The organism is Kineococcus deserti (genome assembly GCF_050871945.1).
Lineage (GTDB): Bacteria > Actinomycetota > Actinomycetes > Actinomycetales > Kineococcaceae > Kineococcus.
On sequence record NZ_JBJLSI010000001.1, the window covers coordinates 46,852 to 63,994 of the forward strand.

Annotated in this window: 17 protein-coding genes; 9 read left to right on the forward strand and 8 right to left on the reverse strand. The window is 73.5% G+C overall.

Annotated elements, in window-relative coordinates; translation table 11 throughout:
• Nucleotides 1-13 precede the first annotated feature (13 nt).
• Nucleotides 14-529, reverse strand: coding sequence for a thioredoxin-dependent thiol peroxidase (gene bcp / locus ACRYR2_RS00260; protein WP_432561127.1), 516 nt, complete (start codon nucleotides 527-529; stop codon nucleotides 14-16).
• A gap of 104 nt (nucleotides 530-633) precedes the next feature.
• Between bcp and ACRYR2_RS00265 the strand changes: the two genes are divergently transcribed.
• The 3 genes from ACRYR2_RS00265 (at nucleotide 634) to ACRYR2_RS00275 (ending at nucleotide 2,688) form a co-directional block, all read left to right on the forward strand.
• The gene (locus tag ACRYR2_RS00265; protein WP_432560805.1) at nucleotides 634-924 is read left to right on the forward strand and encodes a DUF3618 domain-containing protein; all 291 of its coding nucleotides are present in this window, start codon (nucleotides 634-636) and stop codon (nucleotides 922-924) included.
• Nucleotides 925-1,036: 112 nt separating this feature from the next.
• Nucleotides 1,037-1,330: a GroES family chaperonin gene (locus tag ACRYR2_RS00270; protein ID WP_432561128.1), complete on the forward strand. Its 294-nt coding sequence runs from the start codon at nucleotides 1,037-1,039 to the stop codon at nucleotides 1,328-1,330.
• Nucleotides 1,331-1,362: 32 nt separating this feature from the next.
• The gene (locus tag ACRYR2_RS00275; protein ID WP_432561129.1) at nucleotides 1,363-2,688 is read left to right on the forward strand and encodes a cytochrome P450; all 1,326 of its coding nucleotides are present in this window, start codon (nucleotides 1,363-1,365) and stop codon (nucleotides 2,686-2,688) included.
• A 4-nt stretch (nucleotides 2,689-2,692) separates the two neighbouring features.
• Here the strand turns inward: ACRYR2_RS00275 and ACRYR2_RS00280 are convergent, their stop codons facing one another.
• Nucleotides 2,693-3,163, reverse strand: a complete 471-nt coding sequence (locus ACRYR2_RS00280; protein ID WP_432560806.1) for a hypothetical protein — start codon at nucleotides 3,161-3,163, stop codon at nucleotides 2,693-2,695.
• Nucleotides 3,164-3,197: 34 nt separating this feature from the next.
• Between ACRYR2_RS00280 and ACRYR2_RS00285 the strand changes: the two genes are divergently transcribed.
• On the forward strand, nucleotides 3,198-4,118 hold the full coding sequence (locus ACRYR2_RS00285; RefSeq protein WP_432560807.1) for a LysR family transcriptional regulator: 921 nt from the start codon (nucleotides 3,198-3,200) through the stop codon (nucleotides 4,116-4,118).
• 313 nt (nucleotides 4,119-4,431) lie between these two features.
• Here ACRYR2_RS00285 and ACRYR2_RS00290 read toward each other — a convergent pair whose 3' ends face one another.
• Both ACRYR2_RS00290 and aztD read right to left on the reverse strand, forming a co-directional pair.
• Complete coding sequence (locus ACRYR2_RS00290; protein ID WP_432560808.1) at nucleotides 4,432-5,283, reverse strand: metal ABC transporter solute-binding protein, Zn/Mn family; 852 nt, start codon at nucleotides 5,281-5,283, stop codon at nucleotides 4,432-4,434.
• A complete protein-coding gene (aztD, locus tag ACRYR2_RS00295) occupies nucleotides 5,280-6,560 on the reverse strand; it encodes a zinc metallochaperone AztD (protein ID WP_432560809.1) in 1,281 nt (426 codons plus the stop codon). The genes ACRYR2_RS00290 and aztD overlap by 4 nt, the downstream gene beginning before the upstream one ends.
• A 200-nt stretch (nucleotides 6,561-6,760) precedes the next feature.
• Here aztD and treS point away from each other — a divergent pair, with 200 nt between their 5' ends.
• Nucleotides 6,761-9,082, forward strand: coding sequence for a maltose alpha-D-glucosyltransferase (gene treS, locus ACRYR2_RS00300; protein WP_432561130.1), 2,322 nt, complete (start codon nucleotides 6,761-6,763; stop codon nucleotides 9,080-9,082).
• Here the strand turns inward: treS and ACRYR2_RS00305 are convergent, their stop codons facing one another.
• Nucleotides 9,083-10,117 carry a LacI family DNA-binding transcriptional regulator gene (locus ACRYR2_RS00305; protein WP_432560810.1) on the reverse strand — a complete coding sequence of 345 codons (1,035 nt, stop codon included), beginning with the start codon at nucleotides 10,115-10,117 and terminating at the stop codon, nucleotides 9,083-9,085. It abuts the gene before it with no gap.
• A 141-nt stretch (nucleotides 10,118-10,258) separates the two neighbouring features.
• On the opposite strand from ACRYR2_RS00305, the gene ACRYR2_RS00310 reads away from it, so the two are divergent.
• Nucleotides 10,259-11,734: a glyceraldehyde-3-phosphate dehydrogenase gene (locus ACRYR2_RS00310; RefSeq protein ID WP_432560811.1), complete on the forward strand. Its 1,476-nt coding sequence runs from the start codon at nucleotides 10,259-10,261 to the stop codon at nucleotides 11,732-11,734.
• A gap of 7 nt (nucleotides 11,735-11,741) precedes the next feature.
• Here the strand turns inward: ACRYR2_RS00310 and ACRYR2_RS00315 are convergent, their stop codons facing one another.
• Together ACRYR2_RS00315 and ACRYR2_RS00320 are read right to left on the reverse strand one after the other, a co-directional pair.
• A complete protein-coding gene (locus tag ACRYR2_RS00315) occupies nucleotides 11,742-12,353 on the reverse strand; it encodes a YitT family protein (protein WP_432560812.1) in 612 nt (203 codons plus the stop codon).
• Nucleotides 12,347-13,435, reverse strand: a complete 1,089-nt coding sequence (locus tag ACRYR2_RS00320; protein ID WP_432560813.1) for a histidinol-phosphate transaminase — start codon at nucleotides 13,433-13,435, stop codon at nucleotides 12,347-12,349. Before ACRYR2_RS00320 ends, ACRYR2_RS00315 begins: the two co-directional genes overlap by 7 nt.
• A 100-nt stretch (nucleotides 13,436-13,535) precedes the next feature.
• On the opposite strand from ACRYR2_RS00320, the gene ACRYR2_RS00325 reads away from it, so the two are divergent.
• Nucleotides 13,536-14,006 (forward strand): Lrp/AsnC family transcriptional regulator, encoded by a 471-nt coding sequence (locus tag ACRYR2_RS00325; RefSeq protein ID WP_432560814.1) that lies wholly within the window; start codon nucleotides 13,536-13,538, stop codon nucleotides 14,004-14,006.
• A gap of 21 nt (nucleotides 14,007-14,027) precedes the next feature.
• Here ACRYR2_RS00325 and ACRYR2_RS00330 read toward each other — a convergent pair whose 3' ends face one another.
• Complete coding sequence (locus tag ACRYR2_RS00330) at nucleotides 14,028-14,456, reverse strand: Lrp/AsnC family transcriptional regulator (RefSeq protein ID WP_432560815.1); 429 nt, start codon at nucleotides 14,454-14,456, stop codon at nucleotides 14,028-14,030.
• A 114-nt stretch (nucleotides 14,457-14,570) separates the two neighbouring features.
• On the opposite strand from ACRYR2_RS00330, the gene ACRYR2_RS00335 reads away from it, so the two are divergent.
• The gene (locus ACRYR2_RS00335) at nucleotides 14,571-15,593 is read left to right on the forward strand and encodes an ornithine cyclodeaminase (RefSeq protein ID WP_432560816.1); all 1,023 of its coding nucleotides are present in this window, start codon (nucleotides 14,571-14,573) and stop codon (nucleotides 15,591-15,593) included.
• A gap of 89 nt (nucleotides 15,594-15,682) precedes the next feature.
• Complete coding sequence (locus ACRYR2_RS00340) at nucleotides 15,683-17,134, forward strand: sugar porter family MFS transporter (RefSeq protein WP_432561131.1); 1,452 nt, start codon at nucleotides 15,683-15,685, stop codon at nucleotides 17,132-17,134.
• The last annotated feature ends 9 nt before the right edge of the window (nucleotides 17,135-17,143 follow it).

Genomic DNA, 17,143 nt, shown 5'->3' on the forward strand with positions numbered 1-17,143 from the left:
TCGCCCGGTCAGACTACTGGTCGAGCCCGAGGTCCTTGCGCAGCTTGGCCACGTGCCCCGTGGCGCGCACGTTGTACTGCGCGAGCTCGACGACACCCTGCGGGTCCACCACGACGGTCGAGCGGATGACGCCGACGGAGGTGCGGCCGTAGTTCGTCTTCTCCCCCCACGCCCCGTAGGCCTCCAGGACGGCGTGGTCGGGGTCGGACAGCAGCGGGAAGGTGATGCCGTCGCGCTCGGCGAACTGGGCCAGCTTGGCGACGGGGTCCTTGGAGATCCCCACGACGGTGTACCCGGAGGCGTTCAGCGCGTCGAGGGAGTCGCGGAAGTCGCAGGCCTGCGTCGTGCAGCCGGGCGTCATCGCCGCGGGGTAGAAGTAGACGACGACGCGCTTGCCGGAGCCGGCCAGCAGCTCCTCCAGCGTCACCGTCGAGCCGTCGTGGGCGGTCAGCGTGAAGTCGGGGGCGAGGTCGCCGGGCACCAGACGCGTCATGGACGGCGACGATAGCCGCCGGGGCGCCCGTGTCAGGTGCCGCCCGCGTGCCCCGCCGGGAGCGATCGCCGGGCCTCCGGTACGGTTCCGGGGACGCCGGACCAGCTGACGACGTCAGCAGCAGAGCACAGGAGGTGGCCGTGGCGGCCAGCGACGGCAAGGCCGAGATCACGACCAGCGACCCCCGCGCCCTCGAGCGCGAGGTGGAGGCGCGACGCGCCCGGCTCGCCGGCACCATCGACGAACTGACCTCGCGGCTCGCCCCGGCCTCGATCGCCCACCGGTCGCTGGCCTCGGCGCGCTCGCAGGTGGGCGGGTTCGTCTTCGACCACCGCGGTGGGCTGCGCGTCGAGCGCGTCGCCGCGGCCGGTGTCGTGGTCCTCGCGGTCACCACCGTCCTCGTGGTCCGCGCCGTGCGCAAGCGCCGCTGAGGCAACCCGGACCCAGCGCCCCCCGAACCCACCGGTTCGGGGGGCGCTACGGTTTCGAGCCGTGACACCCCCCGTGACACCACCCGGTGACTCCAGCCAGCTGCCCGTCCGGATGCTGCACGACCGCGTGCTCGTCCTGCCGGACGACGCCGCCGAGCGCAAGTCCTCGGCCGGCATCCTCATCCCGGCCACCGCGGCCGTCGGCAGGCGGCTGTCCTGGGCCCAGGTGGTGGCCGTCGGACCGCACGTGCGTCAGGTCGCCACGGGCGACCGGGTGCTGTTCGACCCCGAGGACAAGGCCGAGGTGGAGCTGTCCGGCAAGGGGTACACGTTGCTGCGGGAGCGGGACCTGCACGCCGTGGCCGCGCCCGGTGACGAGGGTGGCCGGACGGGGCTGTACCTCTGAACAAGTACTCCCCGCTCGACGTCGACGGCCCGCTGCCGTGGGACATGGTGCGCTCGATCCCGCGCATCATGCGCTCTCCGCACCTGTTCCTCGCCGACGTCACCGCCCGCCACGGCCCGGCCGCGGCGATCCCGTTGCCGCGCACCCCCGTCCTGGTGCTCGCCGACCCCGACGGGGTGCGGCGCGTGCTCGTCGAGAACGCCCGCGGCTACGGCAAGGCGACCATCCAGTACTCCGCCCTGGCCACCGTCACCGGCAACGGGCTGCTCGCCGGTGACGGGCCGGTGTGGCGGGCCCACCGGCGCACCGTCCAGCCCGCGTTCCACCACGGCAGCCTGGCCGACGTCGCCGCGCACGCCGTCCACGCCGCCCGGGGTCTGGTCGCCGAGGCCGACGCCCTGCCCGCCGGCACCCCGGTGGACGTCCTGGACGCCACCTCCCGCGCCGGGCTGGAGGTCGTCGGGCACACGCTGGCCGCCGCCGACCTGTCCGACGACGCCCCCCGCCTGGTCGACGCCGTCGGCCGAGCCCTCGAGCTCGTCGTCCGCCGCGCCGCCAGTCCCGTCCCGTCCGCCTGGCCCACGCCCGCCCGGCGCCGGCTGGCCCGCGAGGTGGCCGAGATCGACGAGGTCTGCGCGCGCATCGTGCAGCGGCGGCGGGCCCGGCCCGTGGACGACCCCCGCGACGTGGTGGGGCTGATGCTCGCCGCCGGGATGGACGACCGGCAGATCCGCGACGAGCTCGTCACCTTCGTCGTCGCCGGTCACGAGACCGTGGCCAGTTCCCTGACCTGGACGCTGGACCTGCTCTCCCGCAACCCCTCCGTGCTGGAGCAGGTGCACGCCGAGGTGGCCGCGCTGCCCGGTGAGCCGGGCTGGGAGGACGTGCCGCGGCTGCGGTACCTGCGTGCGGTCGTCGACGAGTCGCTGCGGCTGTACCCGCCGGCGTGGGTCATCACCCGCACGGCGCTGGCCGACGACCGGCTCGACGTCGGGGGCGCGGGCGTGCGGGTTCCCGCGGGAACCCTCGTCATCGTCTGCACGTGGGCGCTGCACCGGGACCCCTCGCTGTGGGAGGCGCCGGAGGAGTTCCGCCCCGAGCGGTTCCTCGACGCGCCGCGGCGCGACCACTACGTGCCCTTCGGCGCCGGGCCGCGGTTGTGCATCGGCCGCGACCTCGCCCTCGTCGAGGAGGTGCTCGTCCTGGCGACGCTGCTGCGCACCCACACCGTCCGCCCGGCCGCGCCGCCCGCGCGCGTCGACGCCCTGGTGACGTTGCGCCCGCGGGGCGGACTGCCGCTGCACGTGCGGCGGCTGGCGCCCGCGCGCGGTGCGGGCGCACCTGCGGCGACGGCCTGAGCCGTCAGGGCAGCTCCATCGTCTCGGCCCGCCGGACCTCCGCCAGGGCCGTGTCGAGGAAGGCGCGCAGGGACCTGCCGGTGCCGGGCACCAGGTCGTGCACGAGCAGCAGCGAGTGCTGCAGCACCAGCTGGTGACCGAGCCGGGGGATCTCCTCGGGATCGGGGTGCTCACCCAGCGCCGCCGTCAGCACGACCACCAGGATCCTGGGCTCCAGGCCGCCGAACCAGCCGGCCGCGCGCGCGGTGGCGGTCACGGCCGCGCGCAGGTCGTCGGCGTCCAGGCCGTCGGGGTGCTGTTCCTCCAGCGCCCGGCGCAGCACCCACCCGAGCACCACGCGCGCCTGCTCGGGCTCGAACCGGGCCAGTTCCCCGCCCGCCTCGGCGAAGGCCGCGGCGTCGGTGCGGGCGACCGCCTCGACGGCACGGGTGATCAGGCGGACGAGCAGGGCCGGGTCGGCCGGGGCGGGACTCACGTCTCCATCATCGCGCTGCGCCTACAGTTCCCGGGTGCCCCTGGACCGCGTGCCCGACCTGACGACGTTGCGGTTGTTCGTCGCCGTCGTGGACGCGGGATCCATCGGCCGCGGCGCCCGGGACCTCGGCATCACCCAGCAGGCCGCCTCGGACCGGTTGCGCACCATGGAGTCCCAGGTCGGCGTCGCCCTGCTGCACCGCACCCGGCAGGGTTCGACCCCCACCGAGGCCGGAACCCTGCTGGCCGGCTGGGCCGCCCGCCTGCTGGAGGTCGCGGTCGAGGTCGGTGAGGGCATCGCGACCCTGCGGGGCGGCAGCGGCAACCGGCTGCGCCTGGCCTCGAGCATGACGATCGCCGAGCACCTGGTTCCCCGCTGGTTGCTGCTCCTGCGCCAGCGCGCCGAGGCCGCCGGGCAGCCTCCACCGGCGGTGGAGCTGCAGGCCACCAACAGCGTGCGCGTCCTGGCCGCGCTCGAACGCGGGGACGTCGACCTGGGGTTCGTCGAGGGCGCCGACGTCCCGGGCGGTCTGCGCAGCCGGGAACTGCGCTGCGACCACCTCGTCGTCGTCGTGGCGCCGGGGCACCCCTGGACGCGGCGCCGACGGCCGGTGACCGCCGCCGAACTCGCCGCCACGCCCCTGGTGTCGCGCGAGGCCGGGTCGGGCACCCGGGAGGTGCTCGAGCGCGCCCTGGCCGCGGCCGGGACCCCACCGGTTCCCCCCGCGGTGGAACTCACGACGGCCACCAGCGTCCGCGAGGCCGTCCGGGCCGGGACCGGGGTCGCGGTCCTGAGCCGGCTGGCGGTGGCCGACGACGTCGACGCCGGCCGGCTGCACGCCGTGACCGTCGAGGGGCTGGACCTGAGCCGGACGCTGCGGGCGGTGTGGACCGGCGCCGCCCGGATGGCGCCCGGCCCGGCCCGCGACCTGCTGGGCGTGGCCGGTTCCCGCTGATCGACGCCTCGTCAGCGGCGTGGCGTGTACGTGACGTGGACCGCGTGCCGGGACACCCGCACCTCACCCTGCTCCAGGCGCTGACGCCCCACTCCGTCGAACGACGGCGTCCCGGAGCCGAGGACGTGCGGGCAGACGTGCAGGGTGAGGGCGTCGAGCAGTCCCTCGCGCGGGCAGCTGCCGATGGAACGAGGGCCGGCCGTCCTCGCCCGCCCGGGCCCGTCACGGACCCGTCCAGGGACACGGTGACGTCTCCGGTGATCCGGCTCACGCGGTGCTGACCTGACCGGTGACCGGGCCTCACCGGTCGGGTTCAGCAGTTCAGGCCGCTGCGCAACGCCTCGAGGTTCTCCTGCATGAGGGAGAGGTAGTCGTCGCCGTCGTCCACGCGTTCCACCGGGTGCAGCACCGCGGTCCGCACACCCAGTTCGGTGGCCAGCTTCTCGGCGACGGCCGGGTTGGCCGTGGACTCGAAGAAGATGGTCGTGACGGCGTTCTCGCGCGCGACCTGCAGGACGTCGCGGATCCGGGCGGGAGTGGGTTCGACCGTGGGGTCGATCCCGGCGATCCCGATCTGCCGCAGCCCGTAGCGGTCGGCCAGGTACCCGAACGCCTCGTGCGAGGTGACCAGGGCGGCGTCCCGGCAGCCGGCCAGCGCCTCGGCGTAGTCGGCGTCCAGGGCCTGCATCCGCTGCCGCAGGTCGGCGGCCCCGGCGGTGTACGCGTCCTCCCCGTCCGGGTCCACCGCGGACAGTTCGGCCGCCACGTCGTCGCCGAAGTCGGCCATCCGCACGGGGTCGAGCCAGAAGTGCGGGTCGTCGTCGTCGTCGGCGTACGGCGCGGCGTCGACGAGGTGGTCGGGGGGCCGGGTCGACAGCGCGTCGTCGACCGCCGGCTGCAGACCCGACAGGTGCACCACCACGTCGGCGTCCACCACGTCGGCGAGCTGCCGGGTGGAGATCTCCGCGTCGTGGCTGTCGGCGCCGGGGGCGACGAGGTTGCTGACCGTGGCGCGCTCGCCGGCGACGGCCGAGGCGACGTACTCCAGCGGGTGCGAACTCGTCACGACCGACAGCCCGCCCTGCTCGCCGGCCGCGGAGTCCGGGGACCCGCAGCCGGCGAGCAGGGCGAGGGCCGCGGCCGCGCCGACGAGGGCGGACCTCACTCGGTGACCTCGCCGGGGACGGCCGTGAGTTCGTTGGGCTGCACCGTCAGCGTGCCGCTGGCGTAGACCTCGCCGGTCTCGATGTCGACGGCGTGGATCTCGTTGGTGGCCGGTTCGGTGACGTACGCGGTGCCGTCCAGGGTGAAGACCTGCGGCTGCGGGGCCTGCCAGTCCTCCTGGACCTCCCACGGGTCGACGACCGGGGTGGACTTCGTGACGGTGCCGGCGACGGTGTCGACGAGGTGCAGCTGCCCGTCGGTGCCGAGCACGACGGCCTCACCGTTCTCGCCGCGGCCGATGGAGCGGTACCAGTAGGAGGTGCCGCCGGGCAGTTCGACCAGGCGCATGGTCGCGTTCGTCGTGTCGATCAGCGAGATGCGGGTGGTGAGGTCGATCTCGGCGTCGGGGTTCGACTTGTAGTCGCCCACCACGATCGGGGAGTCGTCGGTGCCCCACTGGTTGCCGATGCGGCCGTAGGCGTCGGGGCTCTGGACCTTCTGGATCTGGCCGTCGCGGATGACCAGCACGCCGTCGGTGCAGCCGATGACGACGGTCTCGTCGGCGGCCACGGTCTCGCCGTGGGTGTTGGGGCACTGGTCGCTGGCGGCGATCTCGTCGTCCTGCGCGTCCAGCAGGCGCACGCCGGTGCGGGCCTCCTCGGTGCCCTCGGTGACGACCAGCGTCCCGTCGGACAGCTCGACGGCGACACCGTGGTGGGCGGCGGGGGTGGTGTACTCGCGGGCCTCGCCCTCGGCGACGGCGTCGTGGCCGACGTGCTCGGAGTCGAAGGACACGACGTGACCGGTGCCGTCGTCGAACAACGTCGTCTTCCCGGCGTGGGTGACGACGTGACCGGGCTTCTCGGCCGCGTACACCACGTCGGTGTCGTGCGGTTCGCCCGTGTAGTAGTGCGCGTGGTCGCCGTGCGGCTCGCTCCAGGCGCCGGCGTCGACGACGTGGAAGCCGCCGCTGCCCGAGACCATCACGTGCCGGCCGTCGCCGGCGGGGTTGAGCCGCGTGAAGCCGTCGAAGGGCAGGTCGGCCAGGACCTCGAAGGTGGCGGCGTCGAGGACCTGGACCCCGCCGTCGTAGGTGAGGGCGACCCGGGCCTTGGCGGCCCCGACCTCGGTGGCCTCCTCGGAGGTGTCGTGCCCGTCCTCGGCGGTGCTGCTGGGGGCCGGGGCGGCGGGAGTCTCCGCCGACCCGCCGCCGCAGGCGGTCAGCAGGGCCAGCGAGAGGGGGAGAGCGGTCAGGGCGAGGAGAGGACTGCGGCGCACGGTGCGTCTTCCAACCTGGTCGGGAGCGGTGGACGGGGCAGAACCTAACACAACTGAGAACCGTTACCAGTCTCGATGCCTCGGTTCCGGTCGAGAACGAGCGCGGTCTGTGGTGGGGTGAGTCCAGCGATCAGCCGGGACGCGTCAGGAGCCCGGTAGGGGATCGGCAGGGGCACGTGCGAGGAGGGTCAGTGGACGACATCGACAGCAGTTCCGTGGCGGTCGCCGAGGCGGCCGGGACGGCCGAGGTGGCCGACGGCGTGGAGCTGGTCGAGCACGAGCCCAGCGCGATCACCTACGACGAGCAGCGCTACCCGGCGCGCCCGCGTTCGCTGCGCCGGCCCCGCCCGCAGGCGCGGCTGCGCGGGACGGACGCACCGCCGCGGCCCGAGGCCGGGGAGGGGCCCGCCGACGGCAGCAACCCCGACTACGTGCGGTGGCTGCTCGTGCAGTCGATGCTGGCCGACGCCCACAAGATCAGCCGGCAGTTCTCCGGCCAGTCGATCATGTGGCAGAACCCGTACGCCAAACCCGACCCCCGGCGCGCGGTCGACACCGCGGCCGTGTGGTTCACCGCCTACCCCATCTCGCTCGTGACGCGGCCCGGCCGCTCCTTCCTCGGCTCCCTGGGCGACCCCGAGCTGTGGCAGGCGTTCCAGCGCATCGGCATCGACGCCGTCCACACCGGGCCGGTGAAGTCGGCCGGTGGGCTCGACGGCTGGCGGCAGACCCCCAGCGTCGACGGCCACTTCGACCGCATCTCCACCGAGATCGACCCCATGTTCGGCACCGAGGGCGAGTTCCGGCACCTGTGCGAGGTCGCCGCCGAGCACGACGGCAGCGTCATCGACGACATCGTCCCCGGCCACACCGGCAAGGGAGCCGACTTCCGGCTCGCCGAGATGGCGTTCCAGGACTACCCGGGCATCTACCACATGGTCGAGATCCCGCCGGAGTGCTGGGAGCTGCTGCCGGAGGTCCCGCCGGGCCACGACGCCGCCAACCTCGACGCGGCCTCCGAGGCCGCGCTGTCCGAACGCGGTTTCATCATCGGCCAGCTGCAGCGCGTGATCTTCTACGCGCCCGGCATCAAGGAGACGAACTGGTCGGCGACGCGCGAGGTCGTCGGCGTCGACGGCGTGACGCGCCGCTGGGTGTACCTGCACTACTTCAAGCAGGGGCAGCCGTCGGTGAACTGGCTCGACCCCTCCTTCGCCGGGATGAAGCTCGTCATCGGCGACGCCCTGCACTCCCTCGGGGACCTGGGCACCAGCGCGCTGCGGCTGGACGCCAACGGTTTCCTGGGGGTCGAGAAGAGCGTCGAGGGGCCGGCCTGGTCCGAGGGGCACCCGCTGTCGGAGGCCGCGAACCACCTCATCGCCGGCATGGTCCGCAAGGTGGGGGGTTTCACGTTCCAGGAGCTGAACCTCACCATCGAGGACATCCGGGACACCTCCGAGGTCGGGGCCGACCTGTCCTACGACTTCATCACCCGTCCCGGCGTCCAGCACTCCATCGCGACCGGCGAGACGGAGTTCCTCCGCCTGTGCCTGCGCGAGGCGCTCTCGCTCGGCGTCGACCCGGCCTCGCTGGTGCACGCCCTGCAGAACCACGACGAACTCACGTACGAGCTCGTGCACTGGGCCACCCGGCACGCCGAGGACGAGTACGAGTTCCGTGGCGCGAAGACCACCGGGCTGCAGCTGGCCGAGACCATCCGCGCCGACCTCGTCGAGAGGATCACCGGTGAGAACGGCCCGTACAACCTGGTCTTCACGACGAACGGGATCGCCTGCACCAGCGCCAGCGTCATCGCCGCCAGCCGCGGCAACCGGGTGCTGGACGACCTCACCGAGGACGACGTCGAGCAGATCAAGCGGGCCCACCTGCTGATGGCGATGTTCAACGCCTGGCAGCCGGGGGTGTTCGCGCTGTCCGGGTGGGACCTGCTCGGCATGCTCCCGCTGCCGGTCGAGAGCGTGAAGCCGTTGCTGACCTCCGGGGACACCCGCTGGATCGAGCGTGCCGCGCACGACCTGATGGGGGTCGCGCCCGAGGCGACGATGTCGGCGTCCGGGATCCCCGTCGGCCGCTCGCTCTACGGCACGATCCCCGAGCAGCTGGCCGACGAGAACTCGTTCGCGAACAAGCTGAGCGAGGTGCTGCGCGTGCGCCGCGACCACCGCATCGCCACCGCCCGGCAGATCGACATCCCGCCGGTCGCGCACCCGAGCATGCTCGTCATGGTCCACGAACTCGACCCGGCCGACCACGGCGGGCGGGCCGCGCTGCAGGTGACGGTGCTGAACTTCGGCGCCGAGACGATCGAGGGGACGGTGCGCTCGGAGCACTTCACGCCGCGCGTTCCGGTCGTCGACCTGTCGAGCAACTCGGAGATCGGCTGGGTGGACGACCTGAAGAGCTTCGGCGTGTGGCTCGCCCCCTACGCCGGGATGTCGCTGCTGCTGCGCGCCCCCGAGGCGACCGACGAGGAGCTGCGGACGGTCGAACCGCACGCGTGATCAGTGGTCGGCCGGCACGTTGAAGGGGGTCACGATCTGGATGGCGGAGGCCGCGCCGGGTAGTTCGGCGCGGGTGTAGGGCGCCTGCAGCAGCATGCGGCAGGCCTGTCGGCAGTCGCTGCGCAGGTCGTGGTGCAGGACGGCCGACAGGTCGCCGCGGCGCAGCAGGTCGGCGTTCTCCCCGTCCAGGTCGTGCGCCACGAAGGCCACCGGCCGGGTCCGCGCACGTTCGAAACCGCGCACCACCGCGCCGTTCCCGCCGGCCCCGGCGCACATCGAGTAGACCGCCCGCAGCGCCGGGCGCTCCCGCAGGACGGCGGCCACGGCCTCCTCGAGCACGACGGGGTCCTGGTCGTCGTCCAGCACGTCCACGACGGGGCGCACCGAACCCTCCAGCTGCGCCAGCGCCGCCTCGAAACCCCGCCAGCGCTCCCGCTCGCTGTCCTGCGGCTGCCGGCTGCGGACCACCAGCACCGGTTCGGCCGGATCGGGGACCCACTGGGTCAGCAGGTAGGCCGCGGTGGCACCGGCACCGCGGTTGTCGGCGCCGACGTAGCCGCGACGCAGGCTGCCCGGCAGGTCGCTGGCGAGGGTGACGACCGGGATCTGCGCGGACGCCAGCTGCGCCACGGCCGCCCGCACCTCGGGCAGGTCGGGGGACTGCAGCACGACCCCGTTGGAGCCGGTGCGCAGCACCCGGGCGATCTCGGCGGCGACCCAGCCGCCCCCGGCGCCGGAGGAGGTGTGGAACCGCACGCGCACCGTCGCCGGGTGCAGCGCCGGCAGTTCGAGCTCGAGCGCGGAACGGACGGCGTCGGCGAAGCGGCGCGGGGCGGCCATGACGACGTCGAACATCACCGTCCGGCCGGTGAGGCGCACCTGGGACTGCTGCCGCTCGAGGTCCTCGACCGCGCGACGCACCTGCTCCACCGTCGCGGCCCGCACCCCGGGTCGATCGTGCAGGACACGGTCGACCGTCGCCTCCGACAGGCCCGCCTGGACGGCGATGTCCCGCACGCTGAACTTGCGCCTCACCCCGCCCTCCCCTCGCTCACCCCGAGATGGTCGCACCACCGTGACCGGCGTCACGCCCTGCCCTTGTCAGCTCGTGAAGTTCGGCGCATCTTCACACCGCCGGCCCGGCCGGGAGCACCGACGTCCCGGAACCATGGACCCATGGGCGACGACGAGGTACGCGAAGACATCAGCAGGGAGTGGAACGAGAAGGTCACGGCCGCCGAGCAGATGGTCCCGCTCGTCGGCCGGCTCCACCGCGAGCGCGGGGTGGAGGTGACGTTGCACGGTCGCAGCCTGGTGGGGGAGTCGGTGACCGGCATCGTCAAGGCGCACCGGTTCGCGCGCCGGGTCGACGACGTGGAGTTCCCGGTGCAGACCAGCCTGGAACTGCTGCGCGTGCTGTCCGGGCTGCCGTTGGGACCGTCGGTGCTGGACCTGGCCGCGCTGTCGGTGCACCCCGACGGAGCCTCGCTGGCCGACCGGGTCCGGTCCGCCGTGGCAGGGACGCAGACGCAGGCGGCGCCGGGGACCGCGGACGTCGTGCTCTACGGGTTCGGCCGGATCGGCCGGTTGCTGGCCCGCATCCTGCTCGCCCGCTCGACCACCGTGTCCGGTCTGCGGTTGCGGGCCGTGGTCGTGCGCCGGGGGTCGGGCGACGACCTGGTGAAACGGGCCAGCCTGCTGCGCCGGGACTCGGTGCACGGGGCGTTCGAGGGGACCATCACGGTCGACACCGACCGCGACCGGCTGGTGGTCAACGGGACCGTCGTGCAGTTCCTGTACTCCGACGACCCGGCCGCGCTGGACTACACGCGGCACGGCATCCGGGACGCCGTCGTCATCGACAACACCGGCAAGTGGCGCGACGAGGCCGGTCTCAGCCGGCACCTGGAGTCGCCGGGGGTCGCCCGGGTGCTGCTCACCGCGCCGGGCAGGGGCAGCGTCAAGAATGTCGTGCACGGTCTGAACCACGACACCGTCGGCCCCGACGACCGCGTCGTGTCGGCCGCCTCCTGCACGACGAACGCCATCGGCCCGGTGCTGAAGGTGCTGCACGAGCGGTTCGGCGTCGAGCACGGCCACGTCGAGACGGTGCACTCGTTCACCAACGACCAGAACCTCATCGACAACTTCCACAAGGGTGAACGCCGGGGCCGGTCGGCCGTGCTGAACATGGTGCTCACCGAGACCGGGGCCGCCCGCGCGGTCGCCAAGGCCGTTCCGGAACTGGCCGGCAAGCTGACCGGCAACTCGATCCGGGTGCCCACCCCCGACGTGTCGCTGGCGGTGCTGAACCTCACCCTGTCCCGCGAGGTGACCAAGGCCGAGGTCAACGACTTCCTGCGCTCGGTGGCCCTGCACTCGGCGCTGCACCGGCAGGTCGACTACGTCGAGTCCCCCGAGGTCGTCTCGACGGACTTCGTCGGCTCGCGCGGGACGGGGGTCGTCGACGGCCTGGCCACGATCGCCGACGGCCGGCACGTCGTCGTGTACGTCTGGTACGACAACGAGTACGGCTACTCCGAGCAGGTGCTGCGGGTGGCCGGGACGATGGCCGGCGTGGAACTCCCGCAGGTGCCGCGGACCGCGACCCCGGCGCCGCCCCTGACGCCGGAACGGGTGGACGTCACCTGAGGGGACCTCACCCCGAGTACCGCCCCGGGCGGTGGTTCATCGACAGCACGAGGTTGAGGACCACCGCCCCCACGGCGGACGACGCGACGACCGGCGCCGGGACGACGCTGAGCGCGGACAGCACGACGACGACGTCGAGCGCCATCTGCACGTAGCCCGCGCGCCAGCCCACGCGTTCCTGCAGGAGCAGGGCCAGGATCCCGAAACCCCCCAGGCTCGTCCGGTGCCGGAACAGCACGAGGACCCCCAGCCCCGCGGTCAGGTTCCCGAACAGCACCGCGTACAGCGGGGAGACCGTCAGGTCCGGCAGCGCGTGGGCGTGGACCGAGGAGAACGCCGACACCGCGACGACGGCCACGACCGAGCGCAGTGTGAACGCCCAGCCCTTGGCGCGCACCGCGAGGGCGAAGAACGGCAGGTTCACCAGCGGGAAGAGCACCGCGAACGGCACGGGCAGCGCGTAGCTCAGCACCAGGCCCAGCCCGGCCGTCCCGCCGGTGACCGCGCTCGTGCTGTGCAGCAGGAACAACCCGAACGAGGCCAGGAACGTGCCGACCGCAATGCCGGCGACGTCCTCGACCCGGCTGTGCGGCGGCGCGGCGACCGCCGTGGTCACCACCGGTGGGCTCCTGCCGCCAGCACGTCCAGGACGCGGTCGTTGGTCGCCGGGTCGGCCAGGGTGATCCGGATCCCGTCGCCGGGGTACCCGCGGACCAGGACACCGGCCGCGTCGAAGGCGGCGAGCAGTTCGGCGCGCCGGACGTCGTCGGTGCGCAGCCAGACGAAGTTCGCCGCCGAGTCCGGCACCGTCCAGCCCGCACCGCGCAGGACGGCGGTGACCCGGGCCCGTTCGGCGGTGGTTCCGGCGACGCGCTCGCGCATCTGGTCCACGGCGTCCAGGGAGGCGACGGCGGCCCGCTGGGCCAGGGCGCTCACCGCGAACGGCAGCCCCACCCGGCGCAGTCCTTCGGCGAGGTCGGGGTTCGTGACCGCGTAACCGACCCGCAGACCCGCCAGCCCGTGGGCCTTGGAGAACGTCCGCAGCACGCAGAGGTTGCCCACGCGCCGGTGCCAGGCGAGGGCGTCGGGGCCCTGGCCGTGCGCGTACTCCAGGTAGGCCTCGTCCACCACGACCAGGACGTGCGCGGGGACCGCGGCGAGGAACCGCTCGAACTCGCCCTTCCCGATCGCCACCCCGGTCGGGTTGTTCGGCGAGCAGAGCAGCACCGCGCGGGTCCGGTCGGTGACCGCGGCCGCCATGGCCGTCAGGTCGTGCCGCTCGTCGTCGCGCAGCGGGACGGGCACCGGCACCGCACCGGCCAGCGTCGTGAGGATCGGGTAGGCCTCGAACGAGCGCCAGGCGAACACCACCTCGTCCCCGGCGTCGCACACCGCCGCCAGCACCTGGGCCAGCACCCCGACGCTGCCGGGCCCCACGGCGATCTCGTCGGCGCCGACGCCGAGGTGGTCGCCGAGCCGCTCGCGCAGCTGCGTGCTCGCCGGGTCGGGGTAGCGGTTGAGGTCGGCCGCCTGCGCGCGCACGACCTCCAGGACGGCCGGCAGCGGCGGGTGGTGGCTCTCGTTGGCGGCCAGGGCCGCGGTCAGCGGCAGGCCCGCGGTGGCGGGGGCGCGCCGCCCCGCGACGTAGGCGGGCAGCGCGGCCACGGTGGCCCGGGGGCGGAGGAGGGTCGGTGCGCTCACCGCCGCAGCGTCGGGGGCGGGACGGACGGCGTGCAACACAGCCCAGGTCAACTGAGCACTCTGGAACCTGAACCTCGCCTGTCGTGCCACAGTGCTCAGCATGTACACGCTCGACGCGCTTGACGCCCGGATCGTGCTGGCCCTGGACGCCGATCCGGACGCGACCGTCCTGTCCCTGGCCCGCGAACTCGGTGTCGCGCGGAACACCGTGCACGCCCGCCTGCAGCGGATGGAGGCCGGTGGCGCGCTGGGGGAGTTCAGCCGTCGGCTGGACCCCGCGGCCCTGGGCCACCCGATGGTGGCGTTCCTGTCGGTCGCGCTGAGCCAGGCCTCGGGTCCGCAGGCGATCGCCGCGTTGCGCGAGGTTCCCGAGGTGGTCGAGATGCACGCCACGACCGGCGAGGCCGACCTGCTCCTGAAGGTGGTCGCCCGCGACACCGCCGACCTGCACCGCACCACGACGTCGCTGCTGCGCGTGCCCGGGGTCGTGCGGACGAGCACGTCGATCTCCCTGGCCACCGAACTGCCGCCGCGCTACCAGGGGCTGCTGCACCGCACCGCCCAGCCGTGACGTCCCCGGCGGCGCGGAGCATCACACGAGCACCGACGACAGCAACAGGCTCGTCTCGGAGTTCACCACGCCGTCGACCGAGCGGATCCGGCCCAGCAGCCGGTCGAACTCCGCGAGCGAGGTCGTGCGGATCTCGGCGACGAGGTCCCAGCCGCCGTTCGTGGTGTGCAGCGAGACGATCTCCGGCAGCCCGCGCAACCGGTCGATGACACGGTCGGTGGCCCGGCCCTCGAGCTCGATGAAGGAGATGGCCCGCACGTCGCCCTCGGCGCCCTCGCGCACCCGGGTGGTGAAACCCAGGATCACCCCGGCGCTGGTCAGCCGCTCGATGCGGTGGGTCACGGTGGCGCGGGTGACGCCGAGGCGGCGGGCCAGCGAGGCGACCGGTTCCCGGGCGTCGGTGCGCAGGGCGGCGAGCAGGCGCCGGTCGAGGTCGTCGATCTCGGGCATGACCGGAAACCTAGACGGTCCGTCAGCGCGGTGGAAGCAGATCGACCGGTCCGGCCCGCAGATCGCGCAGTTCGCCCGTTGATCGGGTGCAGCCGCGGTTCCTAACCTGACGGCATGCAGTTCGTGAGCGTGCGCGGCATGGCGCGCTGGATCTCGGCGACCGGCCCGGAGGCCGTCATCGCCGGGATGGTCGACGCCCTCGAGGGGAACCTCCGGCGCTGGCCGCAGTTCCACCTGACCCCCCGGCTGGCCACGCACTCCCGCGTCGGGGTCATCGAGCTCATGCCGACGACCGACGGGGAGCAGTACGCGTTCAAGTACGTCAACGGCCACCCCGGCAACCCGGCCCACGGGCTCCAGACCGTCACCGCCTTCGGCGTCCTGGCCGACGTCTACACGGGCTACCCGACGTTCCTGGCCGAGATGACGCTGCTCACCGCCCTGCGCACGGCGGCCACCTCGGCGCTGGCGGCCAGGTGGCTCGCGCCGCGGGGGGCCGAGGTCATGGGCATGGTCGGCGCCGGGTCCCAGGCGGAGTTCCAGGCGCTCGGCGTGCGCTCGCAGCTCGGCGTGCGCCGGTTGCGGGTCTTCGACGTCGACCCGGCGGCGAGCGCGAAGCTCGCCCGCAACCTCGTTCCGCTCGGGTTCGAGGTGCAGGTCTGCGGCTCGGCTGCGCAGGCGGCGCGCGGGGCGCAGGTCGTCACGACGTGCACGGCCGACAAGCAGAACGCGACCGTGCTGCGGCTGGAGGACCTCACCCCGGGCGTGCACGTCAACGCGATCGGTGGGGACTGCCCGGGCAAGACCGAACTGGACGCGCGGATCCTCGACCACGCCGACGTCTTCGTCGAGCACGCCCCGCAGACGCGGATCGAGGGCGAGATCCAGAACCGGCCGGCGGACTTCCCGGTCACCGAGCTGTGGGAGGTCGTGCGCGGCGACCGTCCCGGCCGCACCCACCCGGCGCGGACGACGGTCTTCGACTCGGTGGGCTTCGCCGTCGAGGACTTCACCGCCCTGACCTACGTGCGCGACGCGGTGCGCGGCACGCCCTTCGCCGAGGACATCGACCTCGTCGCCGGTCCCGACGACCCCAAGGACCTGTTCGGGGTGCTGGGCGCTCCCGTGCCCGCCTGACACCCCTCCCGACCTGTACGGATGGTCCCTCCGACGGTCGTCGGCTACCTTGAGGCCGGAACGAAACCGGTTTGAAAGGGACTTGAGCCATCTCTGCGACGTCGACCAACCCCTCAGACCCCGTCTCCGGGCAGCGTGCCTCGACCGCTGCCGACGCGTCCCGGGACCACGCCACGGACGAGCGCTCGCGGCGGGCCTTCCTCCGCCGGGTGACCGCCCTGGCCGCCCTCGGCGGTGCGCTGTTCGGCTACGACACCGGTGTCGTCTCCGGTGCGCTGCCGTTCATGCGGCCCGACCTGGCTCTGACCGCCCTCGACGAGGGACTCATCACGAGCCTGCTGCTCGTCGGGGCGGCCGTGGGGGCGCTGGCCGGTGGCCGCGCCGCCGACCGGTACGGGCGCCGCCGGGCGATGTCGGTGGCCGGTCTCGTCTTCGTCGTGGGCGCCCTGGCCGTCGCCGGGGCGCCGAACGTCCCGCTCATGGTCGCCGCGCGCTTCGTGCTCGGGCTCGCGGTGGGCGCGGCCTCGGTCGCGGTGCCGACCTACCTGGCCGAACTCGCCCCGGCCGCCGACCGGGGCCGGCTGGTGTCGCTGAACTCGTTGATGATCGTCGCAGGGCAGCTGCTGGCCTACGTCGTCAACGCCGCGCTGACCCCGACGGGGAACTGGCGCCTGATGCTGGGGTTGGCCGCGGTTCCCGCGGTGGGCCTGGTGGTCGGGTGCGTGTTCCTGCCCGAGACCCCCCGCTGGCTGTTCGGGCACGGGATGCGCCGCGAGGCGTTCGCGGTCCTGCGCCGCACCCGCAGCGAGCGTGAGGCGCGGCGGGAGCTGCAGCGCGCCGAACGCACCGCGCGCCGCGCCGGGCGGCAGCAGGAGGGTGGCGGCTGGAGCGAACTCCTGCGGACGCCCTGGTTGCGGCGCACCGTGTTCATCGGCGTCGGGATCGCCGTGGTGCAGCAGGCGACGGGGACGAACACGATCATCTACTTCACGCCCACCATCCTGGAGGGCACCGGGTTGTCGACGTCGGTGTCGGTCGTGAGCACCATCGCGGTCGGCGTCGTGAGCGTCCTGGCGGTGTGGCTCGGCATCGGTCTCGTGGACCGCTTCGGCCGACGGCAGCTGCTGGTGACCGGTCTGGTCGGCGGTGGGGTCTGCATGCTCGCGCTGGCGTTCGTCATCGGCCGCGCGGGGGAGTCGACGACGACCAGTTTCGTCACCCTGGGCCTCATGGTGCTGTTCCTGGGTTTCCAGCAGAGCACGGTCGCGCCGGTGTGCTGGTTGCTCATCTCCGAGATCTTCCCCTCGCGGATCAAGGGGTTCGCCGGCGGTGCGACGACCATGGCGCTGTGGATGTCGAACTTCGCGGTGTCGCTGGCCTTCCTGCCGCTGCTGGAGGCGGTCGGCGGGCGCTGGACCTTCCTGTGCTTCGTCGCGACCGCGGCGGCCTGCCTCGTGTTCACGCTGCGGTTCGTGCCCGAGACGCGCGGGCGGTCGCTCGAGGAGGTCGAGGAGACGTTGCGGGCGGCGGCTCGCTCGTGAACGGTTCAC